Annotated in this window: 17 protein-coding genes; 7 read left to right on the top strand and 10 right to left on the bottom strand. The window is 62.1% G+C overall.

Annotated features, from left to right (window positions below; translation table 11 throughout):
* Positions 1-7: 7 nt before the first annotated feature.
* Positions 8-1,549 carry a phosphoenolpyruvate carboxykinase gene (locus tag CKW24_RS09875; RefSeq protein ID WP_095167462.1) on the top strand — a complete coding sequence of 514 codons (1,542 nt, stop codon included), beginning with the start codon at positions 8-10 and terminating at the stop codon, positions 1,547-1,549.
* A 72-nt stretch (positions 1,550-1,621) separates the two neighbouring features.
* Here the strand turns inward: CKW24_RS09875 and CKW24_RS09870 are convergent, their stop codons facing one another.
* Entirely contained in the window at positions 1,622-2,752 is a 1,131-nt protein-coding gene (locus tag CKW24_RS09870; protein WP_095167460.1) for a hypothetical protein, read from the bottom strand.
* A gap of 102 nt (positions 2,753-2,854) precedes the next feature.
* On the bottom strand, positions 2,855-3,142 hold the full coding sequence (locus tag CKW24_RS09865; RefSeq protein WP_095167457.1) for a hypothetical protein: 288 nt from the start codon (positions 3,140-3,142) through the stop codon (positions 2,855-2,857).
* A gap of 422 nt (positions 3,143-3,564) precedes the next feature.
* On the opposite strand from CKW24_RS09865, the gene CKW24_RS09860 reads away from it, so the two are divergent.
* The 3 genes from CKW24_RS09860 to CKW24_RS09850 all read left to right on the top strand — a co-directional run bounded on the left by CKW24_RS09860 (position 3,565) and on the right by CKW24_RS09850 (position 7,320).
* Positions 3,565-5,514, top strand: coding sequence for an ATP-dependent DNA helicase RecQ (locus tag CKW24_RS09860; protein ID WP_095167455.1), 1,950 nt, complete (start codon positions 3,565-3,567; stop codon positions 5,512-5,514).
* Between the two features lie 90 nt (positions 5,515-5,604).
* The gene (locus CKW24_RS09855; protein ID WP_095167453.1) at positions 5,605-6,840 is read left to right on the top strand and encodes a 3-hydroxyacyl-CoA dehydrogenase; all 1,236 of its coding nucleotides are present in this window, start codon (positions 5,605-5,607) and stop codon (positions 6,838-6,840) included.
* A gap of 48 nt (positions 6,841-6,888) precedes the next feature.
* On the top strand, positions 6,889-7,320 hold the full coding sequence (locus CKW24_RS09850; protein WP_095167452.1) for a thioesterase family protein: 432 nt from the start codon (positions 6,889-6,891) through the stop codon (positions 7,318-7,320).
* A gap of 63 nt (positions 7,321-7,383) precedes the next feature.
* Here CKW24_RS09850 and CKW24_RS09845 read toward each other — a convergent pair whose 3' ends face one another.
* From CKW24_RS09845 to CKW24_RS09830, 4 genes are all read right to left on the bottom strand, one after another.
* Positions 7,384-7,878: a glycine zipper domain-containing protein gene (locus CKW24_RS09845; protein WP_095167450.1), complete on the bottom strand. Its 495-nt coding sequence runs from the start codon at positions 7,876-7,878 to the stop codon at positions 7,384-7,386.
* A gap of 234 nt (positions 7,879-8,112) precedes the next feature.
* Positions 8,113-10,461: an FdhF/YdeP family oxidoreductase gene (locus CKW24_RS09840; protein ID WP_095167449.1), complete on the bottom strand. Its 2,349-nt coding sequence runs from the start codon at positions 10,459-10,461 to the stop codon at positions 8,113-8,115.
* Positions 10,458-11,297 carry a formate dehydrogenase accessory sulfurtransferase FdhD gene (fdhD, locus tag CKW24_RS09835; protein WP_095167447.1) on the bottom strand — a complete coding sequence of 280 codons (840 nt, stop codon included), beginning with the start codon at positions 11,295-11,297 and terminating at the stop codon, positions 10,458-10,460. Before fdhD ends, CKW24_RS09840 begins: the two co-directional genes overlap by 4 nt.
* Positions 11,298-11,391: 94 nt before the next feature.
* Positions 11,392-12,279 (bottom strand): LysR family transcriptional regulator, encoded by an 888-nt coding sequence (locus CKW24_RS09830; protein WP_095167445.1) that lies wholly within the window; start codon positions 12,277-12,279, stop codon positions 11,392-11,394.
* Between the two features lie 136 nt (positions 12,280-12,415).
* Here CKW24_RS09830 and lysM point away from each other — a divergent pair, with 136 nt between their 5' ends.
* Positions 12,416-12,856, top strand: coding sequence for a peptidoglycan-binding protein LysM (lysM, locus tag CKW24_RS09825; protein ID WP_095167443.1), 441 nt, complete (start codon positions 12,416-12,418; stop codon positions 12,854-12,856).
* Between the two features lie 74 nt (positions 12,857-12,930).
* Here lysM and yrfG read toward each other — a convergent pair whose 3' ends face one another.
* Positions 12,931-13,593, bottom strand: coding sequence for a GMP/IMP nucleotidase (yrfG, locus tag CKW24_RS09820; protein ID WP_095167441.1), 663 nt, complete (start codon positions 13,591-13,593; stop codon positions 12,931-12,933).
* Positions 13,594-13,681: 88 nt separating this feature from the next.
* Between yrfG and nudE the strand changes: the two genes are divergently transcribed.
* Together nudE and cysQ are read left to right on the top strand one after the other, a co-directional pair.
* Positions 13,682-14,248, top strand: a complete 567-nt coding sequence (gene nudE, locus CKW24_RS09815; protein WP_095167439.1) for an ADP compounds hydrolase NudE — start codon at positions 13,682-13,684, stop codon at positions 14,246-14,248.
* A complete protein-coding gene (cysQ, locus tag CKW24_RS09810) occupies positions 14,245-15,081 on the top strand; it encodes a 3'(2'),5'-bisphosphate nucleotidase CysQ (RefSeq protein WP_095167437.1) in 837 nt (278 codons plus the stop codon). The genes nudE and cysQ overlap by 4 nt, the downstream gene beginning before the upstream one ends.
* A gap of 23 nt (positions 15,082-15,104) precedes the next feature.
* Here the strand turns inward: cysQ and CKW24_RS09805 are convergent, their stop codons facing one another.
* The 3 genes from CKW24_RS09805 to CKW24_RS09795 are packed head-to-tail and all read right to left on the bottom strand — an operon-like array spanning position 15,105 to position 18,818.
* Positions 15,105-15,560 (bottom strand): YiiD C-terminal domain-containing protein, encoded by a 456-nt coding sequence (locus CKW24_RS09805; RefSeq protein ID WP_095167435.1) that lies wholly within the window; start codon positions 15,558-15,560, stop codon positions 15,105-15,107.
* A 49-nt stretch (positions 15,561-15,609) separates the two neighbouring features.
* Positions 15,610-17,013 carry a sigma-54 dependent transcriptional regulator gene (locus CKW24_RS09800; RefSeq protein WP_095167433.1) on the bottom strand — a complete coding sequence of 468 codons (1,404 nt, stop codon included), beginning with the start codon at positions 17,011-17,013 and terminating at the stop codon, positions 15,610-15,612.
* Positions 17,010-18,818, bottom strand: coding sequence for an ATP-binding protein (locus CKW24_RS09795; RefSeq protein WP_095167524.1), 1,809 nt, complete (start codon positions 18,816-18,818; stop codon positions 17,010-17,012). The genes CKW24_RS09800 and CKW24_RS09795 overlap by 4 nt, the downstream gene beginning before the upstream one ends.
* Positions 18,819-18,968: the final 150 nt, after the last annotated feature.

The raw sequence follows: 18,968 nt of genomic DNA, 5'->3' as shown, positions 1-18,968 counted from the left end.
GAACCTCATGACGCAAGCCAATAACGCCGTATACACCGATCTGAGTGTTGACGATCTGGTCAAAGAAGCCCTGCAGCGCGGTGAAGGCGTGCTTGCCGATACTGGCGCGCTGGTCGTAGAAACCGGTCACCGCACCGGTCGTTCGCCGGTCGACCGTTTCATCGTTGAAGAGCCGTCCACCCAGGCAGCCATTGCCTGGGGCCCGATCAATCGCAAGTTCCCGGCCGACAAGTTCGATGCCCTGTGGGCTCGCGTCGAGGCTTTCAACAACGCGCAAGAGCATTTCGTTTCCCACGTTCACGTTGGTGCTGCCCAAGACCACTACCTGGCCGTGAAAATGACCACCCAGACTGCCTGGCAGAATCTGTTCGGTCGTTGCCTGTTCATCAACCCGGCGCAGTACAACCCGGCCGGCCGTGAAGAATGGCAAGTGCTCAACGTGGCCAACTTCGAGTGCGTGCCAGAGCGTGACGGCACCAACTCCGACGGTTGCGTGATCCTCAACTTCGCACAGAAGAAAGTACTGATCGCCGGCATGCGTTACGCCGGTGAAATGAAGAAAGCCATGTTCTCGGTACAGAACTTCCTGCTGCCGGCCGCTGACGTGCTGCCAATGCACTGCGCCGCCAACATCGGCGAAGAAGGCGACGTGACCCTGTTCTTCGGTCTGTCGGGCACCGGCAAAACCACCCTGTCGGCCGACGAAAGCCGTTACCTGATCGGTGACGACGAACACGGCTGGGGTGAAGGCGTGGTGTTCAACATCGAAGGCGGTTGCTATGCCAAGTGCATCGACCTGTCCGAGAAGAACGAGCCGGTTATCTGGAAAGCCATCAAGCACGGTGCAGTCCTGGAAAACGTCGTTATCGACGACGCCAAGCACGCCGACTACGCCGATGTCAGCCTGACCCAGAACAGCCGCGCCGCGTACCCGTTGGAGCACGTTGCCAAGCGTTCCGAGCAGAACCTGGGTGGCGAGCCAAACGCTGTGATCTTCCTGACCTGCGACCTGACCGGCGTTCTGCCGCCAGTGTCGATCCTCAACGAAGAACAAGCGGCCTACCACTTCCTGTCCGGCTACACCGCTCTGGTGGGCTCGACTGAAATGGGTTCGGGCAGCGGCATCAAGTCGACCTTCTCCACCTGCTTCGGCGCACCGTTCTTCCCGCGTCCGGCTGGCGAATACGCAGAGCTGCTGATCAAGCGCATCCGCGGCTTCGGCTCCAAGGTCTACCTGGTCAACACCGGCTGGACCGGCGGTGGCTACGGCGTCGGCAAGCGTTTCAACATCCCGACTACCCGTGCGGTGATCGCAGCGATCCAGAGCGGCGCTCTGGTCGGTACCGAGACCGAGCACCTGGACACCGTCAACCTCGACGTGCCAGTGGCCGTACCGGGCGTTGAGACTGGCCTGTTGAACCCACGCAACACCTGGGCTGACAAAGCCGCCTACGACGAAGCTGCCAAGGCCCTGGCCGGCCTGTTCATCGAGAACTTCAAGAAGTTCGACGTGAGCGACGCCATCAAGGCTGCAGGTCCTAAGCTGTAAGTGTTGGTCTGATGCAAACAAAGCCGCCCCTCGGGGCGGCTTTTTTGTGCCTGTGGTTGAAGCGCTGCACAATCAGCGAATATCCAGGTAGCTGGACTGCTCAAACACCAGGCTCGCACTCAACCCTGCCTTCGGCTGCAGGGTCGGACCCTGGACCGTAGAGAAGGCGGTGCCTTTGCTGCCATGGGAGACGTAACGCTCGCCCTGTTCCTGCTCGTTGAAGTAGGTATAGGACTCTTTGCGCATGCGTACGTAATCGGCCTCGGCTTGTTCGATGGCAGCGTGGTGCTTCTGCAGATCGGCAGTCGATAGCTGGAGCATCTTGTCGAGCTTAACGCCCCAGCGGGTCAGGCAGCGCTCGGCGAAGTGGCGAACGATCAGGCCGGGTTCCGGCAATTGTTTCGGACCACGGGTGCCCTTGAGGGAAGCGTTGCCGGCCAAGGTGCCGTGGCGGCCGGCCATGGGGTAGATATGGGTCCTGGTGCTGTTGTGAGTCAGCGGGATAACGCAGCAAAACCATTTGGAGCGTTCGTCGCGGGCAAAAAAGCCAACATACTCTTTGACGTTGGCGCCAAGTGTCACCCGCTCAGGCTGAAAATTCAGGGGGCCGGGAACAGGGTCGACGGCAAAGATATTCACCGGTACCTGCTTCAGTTCAGGATCATCGAGCATCATGTTGGCCAACATGTGACAACTTACCGCGCCACGACTCCAGCCAACAAGATTGACAGTGGTCGGGATAATACCGTCCTTGCGGAACATTTTGATTATTTGTTCCTGCAACTCCTGCTGGCTTACCGGACGTTTGCCGTAATTGTACTTGCGCCAGAACCATGAGCCGACTTTTTTGACCTCTTCAATGGGAATTCCGGCAGCTTTCAGGCGATTATATTCTTCTTCGCTTAGTTCGAGGCGTTGCCAGGAACTCTTGCCCTTGATGAGTTGCAGGGCGTGCTTGACGTTTTCTACCCAGCCACTGCCGAACAGGCTTCCGGCAATACCGTATTCTTCGGATTCGTAGAACATTTCGTCGGCTTGCAAGTTGCTGGTGCCGGGGCCGTCGATTACTGCCCATTCGGCAAACTCTCGACTAAGTTCGTGGCTGGCCAGGGTGGAAACAAGTTCGCCGTTCCAGTACGTATCATTCGTAGCGTCGAATTTAGTCGAGCCGGTTCCGCAGAAATATACAGTTAATGTGGTCATTGGGGGCTGCCTTAATATTTTTAATGAATAGGCAGGTTAGGTTTGAATAGCTAAGTATGGAAGGCACTTAGTGTTGCTGGGTTTTAGTGTGTGTGGATAACTTCAAGTTTGTTTTGGCATGCGCTGTTGCATGACTTCAAGCAAGTCACTGCCGTCTTGAATCAATAGATATAACGCGTTGACGATATGCGAAATATCCTTGACGTCCGCCTGGTTGAAACACAGGCAGTAAAAGGTTTCCAGCAAGTTGCTGGCGGCGCGGATGCGTTGTTGAGCCGCGTCGAGCAGAGCCTGGGGAGTGGCGTGGGTGTCGATGACCAGTACCGGGGTATCGCCGGCGGCAGAGCTCAGCCGACGATAGCGCTCGAAAAACGGAGTTAAGGTGCTCATGGGCAAGGTTCCGGTAGGCATATACGAAATCGCTCGGTAAGGGGCGGTTGCGCCTTGCTGCAAACTATAGGGAGTGCTGGCAAGGCGCAGCAAGATGGCCTGCATGGACGGCTGTTGTAGGGGAATTACACGACGATCGGAAGCTGGCCTACAGGCGTTTCGCGGTTTTTTTGGGCGGATGGCCAAGACGCGGATTTCCCACGTGTTGGGTAGGTTTGACGCTTGGCGTGACGGCGTCAGCTCGACAAAACTGAGTAGGATGTTTCGCATTGAAATGCACGGTTCGCGAGCGTTGCAGAGTCGCGGGTCATGGGACGTTCTCCCTGTATCATTCCGTATCTTTTTATCCCCGACCTTTTCTCGACGTGCTGCACTCGCCCGCTAGGCTTTTGGCATTGCCGCCGTCAATGGAGTGACCGCTCATGCACAACACCCTCGAACAGGTCTTCGGTTATCCACAGTTTCGTCCCGGCCAGGCGGCGGCGATCAGTGCAGTGCTGGCGGGGCGCTCGGCAGCGGCGATTTTCCCCACCGGCTCCGGCAAGTCCTTGTGTTACCAGTTGCCGGCCTTGCTGTTGCCCCACCTGACGCTGGTGGTCTCGCCGCTGCTGGCGCTGATGCAGGATCAACTGGCATTCCTGCAACGGCACGGTATCGCCGCAGCCAGTATCGATTCGGCCCAGAGCCGTGATGACGCCAACGAGGTGATGGCGCGGGCGCGCAGCGGCGAGTTGAAGATCCTGATGATTTCCGTGGAGCGCCTGAAGAACGAGCGTTTTCGCAATTTTCTACAGCAGGTGCCGATCTCGCTGCTGGTGGTGGACGAGGCACACTGCATTTCCGAGTGGGGTCATAACTTTCGCCCGGACTACCTGAAGCTGCCGGACTACCAGCGCCAGTTCAACATCCCCCAGGCCTTGTTGCTGACCGCCACCGCGACGCCCAAGGTCATCGCCGACATGCAGGCCAGGTTTGCCATTGCTCCGGATGATGTGGTCACCACCGGCTTCTATCGGCCCAACCTCAATTTGCTGGTGGAGCCGGTGCGTGGCCAGGACAAGCGTCGGCGCCTGGTGCAATGGCTGGGTCAACGGGCCGGACAGCCCAGCATCGTCTACGTGACCCTGCAGAAAACCGCCGAACAGATCGCCCAGCACCTGAGCCAGCAAGGGCTTGCGGCCGAGGCCTATCACGCCGGTCTACCCCATGATCAGCGCGAAGCGATTCAACGCCGGTTCATGGGCGGCCAGTCCAATTGCATTGTCGCCACCATCGCCTTTGGCATGGGGATCGACAAGAGCGACATCCGCAATGTGGTGCATTTCGACCTGCCCAAATCCATCGAAAACTACAGCCAGGAAATCGGTCGCGCCGGACGAGACGGTGAACCCTCCGACTGCCTGGTACTGGCCAATCGTGACAGACTCAACGTGCTGGAAAACTTCGTCTATGGCGACACCCCGGAACTCGATGGTATCCGCCGTGTGCTCGATGAGCTGCAAGCGTGCGCGCCGGAGGGGCAATGGGAGTTTTTGCTGGGGCCGCTGGCCGATCACAGCAACATTCGTCAGTTGCCGCTCAAGACCCTCCTGGTTCAACTGGAACTCAAGCGCCTGATCGCCCCGCGGTACGCCTATTTCGCCGAGTACCGGTTCAAGTTTGTACTGGAACCTGAAGCGCTGTTGGCACGTTTTACCGGCGAGCGCCGGGACTTTGTCGAAGCCATCATCCAGACCTCAAGCCGCGCGCGAACTTGGGTCACGGTCGATTTCGACGCGCTGTACCTGCGGTACCAGGCTGAGCGCAACCGGGTGGTCAAGGCCCTGGATTACTTTCAGGAGCAAGGCTGGATCGAGCTGGAAAGCAAACAGACGACCGAGGTCTACAGCTTGCTCCAGAGCGACTTCGATGGGCAGGCGTTGAGCCTGGACCTGCATGCGTATTTCACCCGGCACGAACGCACGGAAGTCGCGCGGATCCACGCCATGCTCGATCTGTTCGCCACCGAACACTGCCTGGGGTATCGCCTGGCGCAGTATTTCGGTGATAACAACGCGCCTCGGCAATGTGGGCATTGCTCGGTCTGCCATGGTCAGGTTGCCCGTCTGCCGGCGCCCCCCGAATTGCCGGCACTGGCGGATAAAAACTTCGAGGCCCTGTGCGGCGACTTTATCCGCAGGCACCAGGGCTTCAACGCTCAGGTGCCGAGCGCGGATCGGCTGACGCGGTTTTTGTGTGGCATCAGCATGCCGCTGTTTACCAAGCTCAAGGCCCGATCAATTCCCGGCTTTGCGGCGTTGGAGGCTTACCCTTACGCCGAGGTGCGCAGTTGGGCCGAGCACCATCTATCTGTAGGAACATCCATCTGCTGAATGTCGCCCATCAGCGTAATTGACTTCAAAAAGGCTGGCCGGCTGACTATGGTGATCGCTGTCTAAGGATCGCCAACAAGAGAGCAAACAATGAGCCAGACGCCATTCCAGATTCAGCGTGCCGCCGTGATCGGCGCAGGCACCATGGGCCGTGGCATCGTCATGTGCCTGGCCAATGCCGGGGTGCCGGTGCAGTGGGTCGACAACAATCCGCAGATGCTCGACCAGGCGCTGACGGCCATCGCCCAGACCTGGGCGCACAACGTGCGTCAGGGCCGTATCGACCAGGCCGAGGCGGATGCGCGCATCGCCAGGGTCACGGCCGCTGCGGACTACGCGGCGATCAGCGAGGTGGACCTGGTGATCGAGGCGGTCTACGAAAATCTCGAGCTCAAGCAGCAGATCTTTCGTCAGCTCGACGGGCTGCTCAAGCCCCAGGCAATCCTGGCCAGTAATACCTCGGCCCTGGACATCGACGCCATTGCCGCGGTCACCCAGCGTCCACAACAGGTGCTGGGCCTGCACTTCTTCAGCCCGGCGCACATCATGAAACTGCTGGAAATCGTCCGTGGTGCGCAAACCGCCCCGGCGGTACTGCAGGCAGCCAAGGTCCTGGGCGAACGCATGGGCAAGGTCAGTGTGGTGGCGGGTAACTGCTTCGGCTTTATCGGCAACCGGATGCTCAATACCTATGTGCTCGAGGCGCGCAAAATGTTGCTCGAGGGTGCATTCCCCTACCAGGTCGATGCCGCGCTGCAGGGCTTCGGTTTTGCCATGGGGCCGTTTCGTATGTACGACGTGGTCGGTATCGATCTCGGCTGGCGCGCCCGCGAGTTGGCCGGTGTCGGCCAGGATGAGGATGAAATCCAGGTGGATAACCGCCTGTGCGAGCAAGGACGTTTCGGCCAGAAGAGCGGCAACGGCTACTACCACTACGAGCCGGGCAGCCGCCAGGCCGAGCACGATCCTGAGGTCGATGCGCAGGTCTTGCGGGTCAGTGAGCAGCTCGGTTATCAACGCCGCGAGATCGGCACTGAAGAGATCCTCGAGCGCTGCCTGCTGGCATTGGTCAACGAGGGGGCCAAGATTCTCCAGGAAGGCATTGCCGAATCCGCGCGGGACATCGACCTGGTTTACCTGAACGGCTACGGGTTCCCGGCGGACAAGGGCGGGCCGATGGCATGGGCGGACCAGCAAGGGTTGGCCGCGATCGAGGCGCGATTGTTGCGCCTGGAGGCGGAGCAGGGCGCCTTGTGGAAGCCTGCCGGGATCATCCGCGAACTGGCCGCCAGTGGTGGACAGCTGGCGCGGTACCAGGCTGACTGAGCCCCGCTGCAGCCACTACACTGCCAGCCCCTTTGCACGAGAAACCTCATGACTGACCGCATGCCCCAACGCGCCGACTACCGGCACTTCCAGCCGATCATTACTCGCTGGCACGACAACGATGTGTATGGCCATGTGAACAATGTGACCTACTACAGCTTCTTCGACACGGCGGTGAACACCTACCTGATCGAGGTCGGTGGCCTGGATATCCATGACGGCGAAGTGGTCGGGTTTGTGGTGAGTTCGGCGTGCGATTATTTCGCCTCGATTGCGTTCCCCGAGCGCATCGACATCGGCCTGCGGGTCGGCAAGCTGGGCAACAGTTCGGTGCAGTACGAACTGGCTGTGTTCAAGGCCGGAGAGGAGGATGCCTGTGCGGCCGGGCGCTTTGTCCACGTGTTTGTCGATCGGGCTTCGAACCAACCGGTGACCATCCCTGCCGGGCTGCGTGAGGCGTTGGAGCGATTGCTGGCCTGAAACGAAAAATCGCAGCCCGAGGGCTGCGATTCTTTTACGCGGGATTTGCGTGATGCGACGGGGTCAGTCGCGATAATGCTTGTGCTTGCGGTGGCCATAGGCATGGCCACGGCCAGGGTGACCATTACGGTAATAGCGACGGTCATCGCGACCACCGCGGTAGCGACGATCATCACGATCGTCACGGTCGTCGTCATAGCTTTTATTACCCATGTAGTTACCCAGCGCACCACCGGCACCGCCGCCGGCTGCTGCGCCGATCAGGCTGCCCGAGGTGCCGCCGACGCTGCGACCGACCACGTTGCCGCCGGCTGCGCCCAGCGCACCGCCGATCGCGGCTTCGCCACGGCTGCGTTTGTCGGCGCCCACCGCACTACCACCAGCACCGCCCAGTGCTGCACCAATGGTTGAGCCAGTGCTGCCGCCCAGTGACTGACCGACGACTGAGCCAAGAACCCCGCCCAATGCGCCGCCCACACCGGCTTCGGTGGTGCCTCCAGCTGACGCAACGCCACTGATCAGGCCAAGGGACAACAAGAGAATCGAGGAGAACTTCATAGAGGAGCCTCAGAGGGATGACGCCGCGATCCTGAGGCTGTGACAGGTTGGTTACAATCGAAATCCGACGAGTAACACGACCTTCGCACATTTTGCTAAGTTGTTGTTTTTACTGCGGAACTTAATTGAATTTTGCAGGTCTTTAGTTACTTGAGACAGGCCGCTTTGCTAACAAAGCGGCCTTTTTTGTGGGCGTTGGTTAAGCGCAGGCAGCCGACAATTCGACGCCAGGCTTCAGGCCGACCTGGCCTTGATCAAACCACTGGCACTCGCCGCTTCCAGGCGGATCGCGACAAACTTGGACGTTGGGGTGTGACTGCCATCCCCGGTGCTTTCCAGCGGCACCAAGGGGTTCACTTCCGGGTAATACGCCGCCGCTTGTCCGGCGGGTATATCGAACGCCAACAAGGTGAAGCCCTTCACCCGACGCTCGCGGCCATCATCCCAGATCGACACGATGTCAGCCTTCTGCCCTGGCTTGAAGCCCAGGCGGATGATGTCGGCTTCGTTGACGAACAGCACATCGCGCTGGCCCTTGACCCCACGATAACGGTCATCAAGACCGTAGATGGTGGTGTTGTACTGATCGTGGGAGCGCATGGACTGCATGATCAAGTCTGGCAACTGCCCAGTGGCCCGGGTGCGTTCGTGCACCAGGTCGAGCGGCAAGGCATTGGCGCGGAAGTTGGCGCGGCCTGACGGGGTGTTCCAACGCCGTTCGCCGGCGCTGTTGCCCAGGTAGAAACCGCCTGGGTGCTCGATCTTCTGGTTGAAGTCCTTGAAGCCCGGAATGGTGTCGGCGATCAACTCGCGAATGCGTCGGTAGTCGGCCACCAGCCAGTTCCAGTCCACGGGAGCGCTGCCCAGGGTGGCTGCGGCGATGCCGGCGACGATCGACGGCTCGGAGCGCATCAGCCTGGACAGCGGATTCAACTGGCCATTGGAGGCGTGGACCATGCTGAACGAGTCTTCCACGGTCACCGCTTGCGCCCCTTCGGTCTGCAGGTCGATGTCGGTACGGCCCAGGCACGGCAGGATCAAGGCGGCTTTACCGTGGGCCAGGTGGCTGCGGTTGAGCTTGGTGCTGATCTGCACGGTGAGGTCGCAGTTGCTCAGGGCCTGGAAGGTCCGTGGGCTGTCCGGCGTGGCTTGGGCAAAGTTGCCGCCCAGGCCGATAAAGACTTTCGAGCGACCTTCGAGCATCGCGTGGATGGCTTCGACCACGTTGTGGCCATTGTCGCGTGGCACCTTGAACTGGAAGCGCCGCTCCAGCGCATCGAGGAACGCCACCGGTGGCCGTTCGTTGATGCCCATGGTCCGGTCGCCTTGCACGTTACTGTGGCCACGCACCGGGCACAGGCCCGCGCCCGGGCGTCCGATGTTGCCGCGCAGCAGCATCAGGTTGGCGATTTCCTGGATGGTCGGCACCGAGTGGCGGTGCTGGGTGATGCCCATGGCCCAGCACATGATCACGTTCTTGCCGGCCGCGTACATGCGCGCGGCTTGCTCGACTTCTTCCAGGCTCAACCCGGACTGTTCGACGATCTGCTCCCACGGGGTGTCGTCGATCTGGCTCAGATAGTCGAGGATGTTGACCGTGTGCTCGTTGAGGAAGTCATGGTCGAACACCGAAGGCGCGCCGCTGCCCTGCGCTTCGCGTTCCCACTGCAGAAGGAACTTGGCCATGCCGCGCAACAACGCCATGTCGCCACCCAGCGCCGGGCGCAGATAGGCGGTGTTGGTCGGCTTGTCGCCGTTGGTGAGCATTTCGATCGGGTGCTGCGGGTGCTGGAAGCGCTCCAGGCCACGCTCCTTGAGCGGGTTGATGCAGACCACCTGGGCACCGCGCTTGACCGCTTCACGCAGCGGCTCGAGCATCCGTGGATGGTTGGTCCCGGGGTTCTGGCCCCAGACGAAAATCGCGTCGGCATGTTCGAAATCATCGAAGGTCACCGTGCCTTTGCCCACCCCGACACTCTGCGCCAGCGCTACGCCACTGGCTTCGTGGCACATGTTCGAGCAATCCGGGAAGTTGTTGGTGCCGAATGCGCGGACAAACAGTTGGTACAGATAGGCTGCTTCATTGCTGGCACGGCCCGAGGTGTAGAACTCGGCCTGGTCAGGGCTCGCCAGGTTTTGCAGGTGCTGGCCGATCAGCGCGAACGCGGCCTCCCAACTGATGGGCTGGTAGCGGTCGGTCTCGGCGTTGTAGCTCATCGGCTCGGTCAGGCGGCCCTGGTATTCGAGCCAGTAATCGCTTTGCTCCAGCAATGCGCTGACGCTGTGCTTGGCGAAAAACGCCGCGTCGACCCGGCGCTTGGTGGCCTCCCAGTTGACCGCCTTGGCGCCGTTTTCGCAGAACTTGACCATGCCGCTTTCCGGCGAATCGCCCCAGGCACAGCCCGGGCAGTCGAACCCGCCGTTCTGGTTGGTCTTGAGCATCATGCGGATGTTTTTCAGCGCGTTGTCGCTGGTCAACCACGCCTGGGCGACACTGATCAGCGCGCCCCAGCCACCGGCTGGGCCCTTGTAGGGCTTGTAGCGTGGAGTGGGTGTCTGGTCGGCTTGATGATGAGTGCTCACGCTTGATTCTCCATCGCAGGGCTATACACCCGCGGCGCACTTTTGTGCGGCAAGTGGATGAGATTGAGGTTGTGCCGGCGCGCCCACTGCAGGGCAAGGCCGGTGGGCGACGACAGGCTGACCAGGGTCTGGATCCCGGCGCGCAGGGCTTTCTGGATCAGTTCCAGGCTGCAGCGACTGGTGACAATCGCCACCCCGCCCGCCGTCGGGATGTCCTGCCGGACCAGGGCGCCGATCAGCTTGTCGAGGGCGTTGTGCCGGCCGATGTCTTCGCGGCCCAGCAGCAACTCGCCCTGGTTATTCATGAACACCGCCGCGTGTACCGCCCCGCAGTGCTGCCCCAGGGGTTGGAAGGCATTGATGCGCTGGCGCAAGCCCTCCAGCCATTCGGCCGGCGGCAGGGGCGCACCAGGCAAGACGGCGAGTTGCGGCAGGGCCTGCTCCACGGCCTCGACGCCACACAGCCCGCAGCCGCTGGTACCGGCCAGTTGCCGACGCTGCTGCTTGAGGTTCCAGAACGCACGGCTGGCAATATTGACCTGGGCGTACTGCGCAGAGCCCGAGCCGCTGAGTTGCATGTCGTAGATATCGCTCAGGTCACTGACGATCCCGCTGCCCAGGCTGAAGCCGACGATAAAGTCTTCGAGATCGGTCGGGGTCACCAGCATCACTGCCTGACTGATGCCGTTGTAGGCAATCGCCAGCGCGACCTCTTCAGCCAGTGCGGTGCTGGCGCTGGCACTGAGGTCGAGGTTGCAATACTGGTAGCTCTGACTGGCGGCGGGCGCGGGCGTGTCGAGGGCGGGCGCCGCGCAGGTCGGGCGCTTGGCGTTCATGGGGCTGTACCGGCGGGTTATCCAGCTTTAAGCCTAGGCGCGGCAAAGTGTCGCGTCTAATCGCTAATACTGATCTACCGATAGATGGCGTCGATCAAGAGCCGGCTTGTGATCTCTGATAAATCGCAAAACAGGCTTCCGCCAGGGCTGAGCGCGGTGCGCTGCGGCGCATGATCAGCCCCAGGCGGCCAAGGGTTTGCGCGTTTGCAATCGGCTGCAGGCGCAGGTGTTCAGTCAAGGCTTCCAGGCCACCCTCCAGGGGCATGATGGCGCAACACAGGCCACCGTGGACGGCCTGCAACAATTGATGAACGGCATCGGTCTGCAGCAATGGTTGTGGGTTGAGGCCCCGGCTGTGGAAATTGTGGTCGATGGACTGGCGAAAGTGCATGCCGCTGGTGAGCATGCCCAGTGGCAACTCGATCAGCGCTTCCCAGCTCAAGGGCGTCTCGCCGAAAGTGAAGAAACGCTGGTCATATAGCAGGCCCATGCGGGTTTCGCTGAAGGCCAGCGAGTCGAAGCGCTCGCCATCCAGGCGCTCCAGATAGGACACACCCAGGTCCAGGCGGTTGTTCGCCAGTTGTTCGAGGATTTGCTCGGAGCTCAGGGCCGACAGCTCGAAGCGCAGGTTCGGGTGTTCGCCGTGCAACTGGTGCAAGAGCGGCAGCGGATCGAAACTCGACAGCGGCACCACCCCCAGGCGCAGTGTGCCGACCAGGTTACCGCGACAGGCCGCAGCTTCCGCGTACAGGCCGTCATAAGCGGCCAGCACGGTGCGCGCCCAGGCCAGCACCCGCTCACCGGGGGCGGTAAAACCTTCGAAACGCTGGCCGCGATTGACCAGCGGCAGGTCCAGCTCTTCTTCCAGGCTGCGCAAGCGCATCGACAGGGTGGGCTGGGTGATGTGGCAGCGCGCGGCGGCCTGGCCGAAATGGCGGGTTTCGTCGAGGGCGATGAGGAATTTCAGCTGTTTGATGTCCATCTTCATTCCTGGGCGCGGTGAGGGACGGATTCTAGCGGTTGGGTTGCCGTGCGTCATTGGTCGGTTGGGAACCGCGTTGCGCAGAGTTGGTCTAGTCTTTCGCGACCGGACCTATTAAACCCAAGGAGAGTGCACCATGAGTCTTTTGAGCTTTGTGAAAGAAGCAGGCGAAAAACTGCTGGATCTGCTGACACCGGGTAACGCCAATGCGAGCGAGCAGTTGAAGGATCACATCACGAAGGTCGGCCTGGGCAACCCGAATGTGCAGGCCACGGTGGATGGCGACAAGGTGACTGTGACGGGCGAAGTCAGCAGTCAGGAAGAGAAAGAGAAGATCCTCCTGGCGGTGGGCAACATTGCCGGCGTCGGCAGTGTCGATGACCAGATCACGGTGAGCGGGCCAGTGGTGGCCGCTGCACGCTTTGTAGTAGTGAAGAAGGGTGACACCCTCAGCGCGATTTCCCTGGCGGTGTATGGTTCGGCCAACCAGTACAACAAAATCTTCGAGGCCAACAAGCCGCTGTTGTCGCACCCGGACAAAATCTACCCGGGCCAGACGTTGCGTATTCCTGAGTAACCCTCAAGCCCGCTCCCACAGGGTTGATGCGCGCCCTGTGGGAGCGAGCCTGCTCGCGATGCAGGCGACCAGGTCTAAAGCCCCGCAATAAGCTCTTGATAATCCCCCACCGCGGCAAACTCGGCAGTGTCCTTGGGCCCTTTGCGGCTATCCGGCACGCTGACGGCCAGTAGATGCGCCACACCAAAATCCCGCGCACTGCGCAGGATCGGCAAGGTGTCATCGATGAACAGGCTGCGGCTTGGGTCGAAGCCGATGTCGGCCTGCAACGCATCCCAGAACTGTCGGCTCTCCTTGGGGAAGCCATAGTCGTGGGAGCTGATCAAGCGCTCGAAGTAGGGCGCCAGCTCGATCCTTTCCAGTTTCAGCGACAGCGAATCGCGGTGGGCGTTGGTAATCAGGATGACCCGCTTGCCGGCCTGCTTGATCGCCGCCAGAAAGGTATCGGCATCCGGGCGCAGGGCGATCAGGTGAGCGGTTTCCAGCTTCAACTCGCGCACGGGCAAGCGCAGTTCACTGCTCCAGAAATCCAGGCAATACCATTGCAACTGACCGGCGTTGCGCTCGAACAACGGCTGCATTTCCAGCTCGGCCATGGCCCGGCTGATGCCGTGCAATTCGGCGTAGCGCTGGGGCAGGTGTTCCATCCAGAAATGGTTGTCGTAGTGCAGGTCCAGCAGCGTGCCGTCCATATCCAGCAGAACGGTATCGATGTCGCGCCAGGGCAGTGTGGGCATTGCAGGCTTCTCCAGCGGGAAACAGATATCCGGCATAAACAATCAGGAAAGGCCGGGTATAGTAACCCGTTCACGCCAAGGAGCCGCTATGCGCCAAAAACCCGAAGTCCTAGCCCGCGAGATCGTCGCCACCAGCCGCCTGTTTTGCGTGGAAGAGGTGCAACTGCGTTTCTCCAATGGCGTGGAGCGCACCTATGAGCGATTGGTCGGCAAGGGCGCCGGGTATGGCGCAGTGATGATTGTGGCGATGCTCGATGCCGACCATGCAGTACTGGTCGAAGAGTATTGCGGTGGTACCGATGCCTATGAGATGTCCTTGCCCAAGGGCCTGATCGAGCCGGGCGAGGATGTGCTGGCCGCTGCCGAGCGCGAGCTCAAGGAGGAGGCCGGTTTTGGCGCGCGGCAACTGGAGCACCTGACCGAGCTGTCGCTGTCGCCCGGTTACATGAGCCAGAAAATCCAGGTGGTGCTGGCCACCGAGCTCTACGAAGAGCGCCTGGAAGGAGACGAGCCGGAGCCGATGCGGGTTGACCGGGTCAATCTGCGCGAGCTGGCAGCGCTGGCGCAAAACCCGCAGTTCACCGAAGGCCGGGCCTTGGCGGCGCTGTACCTGGCCCGCGACCTGCTGACCCAGCGCGGAGCGTTCCAGCCATGAGAGATCTACCCCAGGCACACCCGTTGCTGGCGTCGGTGGTCGAGCTGGCGCTGCAGGCTGGCGAGGCGATCCTGCCGTTCTGGCGCACCGGTACCGAGGTGATGACCAAGACCGACGATTCGCCGGTCACCGCCGCCGACCTGGCGGCGCACCATGTGATTCTCGCGGGCCTGACGGCGCTCGCCCCGAGCATCCCGGTGCTCTCGGAAGAAGACGCCAATATCCCGCAAGCCGTGCGTGCTGGCTGGCAGCGCTGGTGGCTGGTGGACCCGCTGGACGGCACCAAGGAGTTCATCGCCGGCAGTGAAGAATTCACCGTCAACATCGCGCTGATCGAGCAGGGGCGCGTGGTGTTTGGGGTGGTGTCGATGCCGACCAATGGCCGCTGCTATTTCGGCGGTGCCGGACTCGGCGCCTGGCGCGCCGACAAAGACAGCGCCGCGCTACCGATCCAGGTCCGCCAGGCGCCGGGGGCAGGCGAAGCCTTTACCGTGGTTGCCAGCCGCCGCCATTCCAGCCCGGAACAAGAGCGTTTGCTGGCGGGCTTGAGTGCCAGCCTGGGTGAGTTGCAGTTGGTGAATATCGGCAGCTCGCTGAAGTTCTGCCTGCTGGCTGAAGGCGCGGCGGATTGTTACCCGCGATTGGCGCCAACGTCCCAGTGGGATACCGCGGCAGCGCAAGGCGTGCTCGAAGGCGCGGGCGGTGAAGTGCTGGAACTGAGCGGTGTGCCCTTCACCTACCCAGCCCGGGAATCCTTACTCAACAGCTTCTTCCTGGCCTTGCCGGCCAAGGCCTCGTGGCGGCAAAAACTGCTGGAACTGGCTCGGGCCTGAACCAGCACCACTGCTCATGTTCTTCAGCGGTGCAACACATACTGCCCGCTGAAGGTCACCGCATCGTCATTGCTGTCGGCGTTGACGATGCGCGTTTGCAGGGTCAGGCGAGCCCGGCCATAACGCTGGTACATGGCCAGGAACTTGTTCCACACCGCCGCACTCGGTGCCGCGCAAATGGCAATCCCGTCGGTGGTCACCGGCAGCGGATAGCTGATGTGCCCTTCCTGGATCACGATGTGCCCGTCCTCGATGCCGGCTTCGCGCAGGCGCAGGTGCAACCAGCCCCAGCCGGCCAGCACGGCGGCGCAGTACAGGCTGCCACCGAACATGGTGCTCTTGTGGTTGACGTTGGCTGCCAGCGGTAGCTGCAGGCGCAACTGCCCGGACTGCCAGTCGAGCACCTTGAGGCCCATGTCCCGCGTCAGGGGGATGTCGTGGTGCAGGATCGATTCCAGGTAACGACTGTCGTGGTTCATGCGTGGGCCTCATGGTGGGTTGCCGGGATGACCGCTGGCGGGCTGTGGCTCAATCGAGTTCCTCGCCGCTGTTGTGGGCGCCGGCGGCGTCGGCGAAGTTCAGGCCGTGTTTGCGCAGTTTGTCATGCAGGGTCTTGCGCGGCACCCCCAGGGCTTCGGCGACGCTGCGCAGGGAGCTGTGGGAGCGTGCCAGTTCGGCGGCGATCAGGTTCTTCTCGAAACTTTCCACCTGCTCGCTGAGGTTGCCGCTGGGTTCGGCAGTCAGCGACACGGGACTGCCATCGTCGGCAGTGGAGTCGAGCGCCAGTTCCAGGCCGAGGGCAAAACGTTCGGCGGCATTCTGCAGCTCGCGCACATTGCCCGGCCAGCGATGGCGCAGCAGCAACGCACGTTGCCCCGGGAGCAATTCGTGGGGCGCCAGGCCATGGCGTTCGCTGGCTTCATCGGCAAAGTGCTGGAACATCATCAGTGCATCTTCGCCGCGTTCACGCAGGGGTGGAATGCGCAGGGGTGCAACGTTCAGGCGGTAGTACAGGTCGGCGCGAAAGCGCCCCTGGTCGGCCGATTGGCGCAGGTCTTCCTTGGTCGCGGCAATGATGCGGATGTCCAGCGGGATCAACTGATTGCCCCCCAGCCGCTCTACTACCCGCTCTTGCAGCAGACGCAGGAGCTTGACCTGTACGTCCAGGCTCATGCTCTCGATTTCATCGAGGAACAGCGTGCCGCCATTGGCGAATTCGAACTTGCCGATGCGTCGTTTCTGCGCCCCGGTGAACGCCCCCGGTTCGTGGCCAAACAGTTCGCTTTCGACCACCGACTCGGCCAATGCACCGGCGTTGATCGCGACGAAGGGGCCGTTGCGGCGGTTCGACAAGTCGTGCAGGGCGCGGGCCACCACTTCCTTGCCCGCGCCGGTCTCGCCGAGGATCAGCACATCGGCCTTGGTCGGGGCCAGCGCGCCGATCTGCTCGCGCAGGCGCAGCATCGACGGCGAGTGACCGATCAACCGCGTGCTCAGTTCATTCCGATCGCTCAGGGCCAGGCGCAGGCTGCGGTTTTCCAGGACCAGGCGGCGCAGGGCCAGGGCCCGGCGCACGCTGTCGAGCAGGGCATCGCTGGCGAAGGGTTTTTCGAGGAAGTCATAGGCACCGGCGCGCATCGCCTGTACCGCCAAAGGCACGTCGCCGTGACCGGTAATCAGCAAGACCGGCAGCTCCGGGTCCTGGGCGTGCAGTTCGGCCAACAGCTCCAGGCCGTCCATGCCGGGCATGCGAATGTCGCTGACCACCACGCCGGGCCAGTCGCGCTCCAGGCGCGCGGCCAGGCCCTGGGCTTGCGCCAGCGGCAGAATCTTCAGCCCGGCCAGGTCCAGCGTTTGGCTCAGGGCCTGGCGCAGGTGCGGATCGTCGTCGATCAGTACCACTTCAATCCGATTGTCGATCAGGTTGCTCATTCACTGCGGTCCTCGGACGGTTGCAGGCTTACACCGGGTGCGCCAGCGCGCAGCCGCAGGGTGATCAGGGCGCCGCCTTCCTTGTGGTTGGCGAACGACAGTTCACCGCCGAAGGCGCGCATCAGGGTTTCGCAGATGGCCAGCCCCAGGCCAAGCCCCTGGGTGCGGGTCTTGGTGGTGTAGAACGGCTCGCTGGCGCGGCCCAGGGCTTCCATGCAGAACCCCGGGCCATTATCGCGAATGTACAGATTGACGCCCTCGGCGGTGGTTTCGGCACTCAACCAGAGTTTGCGCGGTGGACCTTTTTCGGTGAGGGCATCGAGCGCGTTGGCCAGCAGGTTGCCCAGCACCTGGCGCAGGCGGGTTTCGCCGGCCTCGACCCACAACGCGGCGGCCGGCAGGTCGCGGATCAGCTCCACTTCCATGCTGCGGCGACGCTTGGCCAGCAACGCCAGGGCATCGTCCAGCGCCGGTTGCAGGGCGACGCTTTCCGGGGCATGGCGGTCGCGTCGGGCAAAGGCGCGCAGGTGGGCGATGATCGAGGCCATGCGCCCGGTCAGTTCGCTGATCAGCTTGAGGTTGCCGCGGGCATCGTCGGTGCGTTGATGATCGAGCAGCACCTCGGCGTTCTCGGCGTAGCTGCGGATCGCCGCCAGCGGTTGATTGAGTTCGTGGCTGATGCTCGCCGACATGGTGCCCAGCGCCGAGAGTTTGCCGGCTTGCACCAGGTCGTCCTGGGCGCGGACCAATTCCTGTTGCGCCTGCTCACGCTCCAGCACTTCTTCCCGGAGCCGGCGGTTGAGGCCTTCCAGGTCACTGGTGCGCTCGGCCACCCGGACTTCCAGTTCACGCCGGGTCTTGGCTTCGAAGTCGATGCGCTGCAGATAGTGGCGCCGGCGCTGCATCATCAGCCCCAGCAGCAACATCAGCACCAGCAGCGTCGCGCCGCCGATGGCCAGCACCGTGCGCACGGGGCGGTCGATCAGGGTCCTGGGCGCAAGAATGCTGACACGCCAGCCGGTTTCATCGATCTGCTGGGTCTGGGTCAACCAGGCGTTCTGGTCGATCTGCAACGGTCGTGGATCGAGGGTCGGGTAGGGCTGCACGGCAGCGATGGCGGTGCGCTCGTCATCCGTCAGCGGCCGGCTTGCACGGAAGCGCCAATCCGCCCGCGAGGTGAGGATGACCACGCCATTGTGATCGGTTACCAGCAGTTGCTCCGGAGTCTTGCCCCACAGGCTTTCGGTGTGGTCGAGGTCGACCTTGATCACCAGCACGCCGAGTATTTCCTCGCCGTCGCGCACGGCGGCAGCGAAGTAATAACCACGTTTGGTGGAGGTGGTGCCCAAGCCGAAAAAGCGTCCGAGGCGACCCTGCATAGCTTCGCTGAAGTAGGGGCGGAAGGCGAAGTTGCGGCCGATGAAGCTGTCCTGTTTGTCCCAGTTCGACGCGGCCAGCGTGTTGCCGCGCACGTCCATCAGGTACATGACCTCGGCCCCGGTCTGGGCGCTGATGTTTTTCAGGAAACGGTTGGCGTTGCCCTGGGTCACGCCATCGTCCGGCGCCCCGAGGACGGCGCGCAAGGCGGGCAGATCGCCGAGGATCTGCGGCAACACCTCATAGCGGTGCAGGGTGCCCAGCAGGTTGGCGACGTACAGGTCCAGGGTCTGGCGGTTCTGTCCGGCCAGTTCGCTGCGGTAATAACGCTCGGCCAGGTGCTCCAGCGGCCACAGCAAGGGAGCCAGGCACAGGGCAAGCAAAGCCAGGCTGCGCCAACGGGGTCTGCGGGGGAGGGCTGGAGTCATGGGCATCGGGCATCGCCTGGGGGTACCGCTGCATTATGCCTAGGCTTGCGCGGCGAGACACTCGCGCAACGCGTTCCATCACGCTGACCGATCACTGACCGCTGCCGGGGGTTGCGTATCGCCCTGAGCAGTGGCGATATAGACGCCTTA

The sequence above is a fragment of the Pseudomonas sp. Irchel 3H3 genome (genome assembly GCF_900187635.1).
In the GTDB taxonomy this organism is placed as follows: Bacteria; Pseudomonadota; Gammaproteobacteria; order Pseudomonadales; family Pseudomonadaceae; genus Aquipseudomonas.
The sequence above is the reverse complement of the archived record's forward strand: the minus strand, read 5'-3'. Positions and strand labels throughout refer to the sequence as shown.

Coding starts and splice junctions, on each gene's coding strand:
- CKW24_RS09875 (WP_095167462.1), top strand. CDS start 8: ATGACGCAAGCCAATAACGCCGTATACACCGATCTGAGTGTTGACGAT.
- CKW24_RS09870 (WP_095167460.1), bottom strand. CDS start 2,752: ATGACCACATTAACTGTATATTTCTGCGGAACCGGCTCGACTAAATTC.
- CKW24_RS09865 (WP_095167457.1), bottom strand. CDS start 3,142: ATGAGCACCTTAACTCCGTTTTTCGAGCGCTATCGTCGGCTGAGCTCT.
- CKW24_RS09860 (WP_095167455.1), top strand. CDS start 3,565: ATGCACAACACCCTCGAACAGGTCTTCGGTTATCCACAGTTTCGTCCC.
- CKW24_RS09855 (WP_095167453.1), top strand. CDS start 5,605: ATGAGCCAGACGCCATTCCAGATTCAGCGTGCCGCCGTGATCGGCGCA.
- CKW24_RS09850 (WP_095167452.1), top strand. CDS start 6,889: ATGACTGACCGCATGCCCCAACGCGCCGACTACCGGCACTTCCAGCCG.
- CKW24_RS09845 (WP_095167450.1), bottom strand. CDS start 7,878: ATGAAGTTCTCCTCGATTCTCTTGTTGTCCCTTGGCCTGATCAGTGGC.
- fdhD (WP_095167447.1), bottom strand. CDS start 11,297: ATGAACGCCAAGCGCCCGACCTGCGCGGCGCCCGCCCTCGACACGCCC.
- CKW24_RS09830 (WP_095167445.1), bottom strand. CDS start 12,279: ATGGACATCAAACAGCTGAAATTCCTCATCGCCCTCGACGAAACCCGC.
- lysM (WP_095167443.1), top strand. CDS start 12,416: ATGAGTCTTTTGAGCTTTGTGAAAGAAGCAGGCGAAAAACTGCTGGAT.
- yrfG (WP_095167441.1), bottom strand. CDS start 13,593: ATGCCCACACTGCCCTGGCGCGACATCGATACCGTTCTGCTGGATATG.
- nudE (WP_095167439.1), top strand. CDS start 13,682: ATGCGCCAAAAACCCGAAGTCCTAGCCCGCGAGATCGTCGCCACCAGC.
- cysQ (WP_095167437.1), top strand. CDS start 14,245: ATGAGAGATCTACCCCAGGCACACCCGTTGCTGGCGTCGGTGGTCGAG.
- CKW24_RS09805 (WP_095167435.1), bottom strand. CDS start 15,560: ATGAACCACGACAGTCGTTACCTGGAATCGATCCTGCACCACGACATC.
- CKW24_RS09800 (WP_095167433.1), bottom strand. CDS start 17,013: ATGAGCAACCTGATCGACAATCGGATTGAAGTGGTACTGATCGACGAC.
- CKW24_RS09795 (WP_095167524.1), bottom strand. CDS start 18,818: ATGACTCCAGCCCTCCCCCGCAGACCCCGTTGGCGCAGCCTGGCTTTG.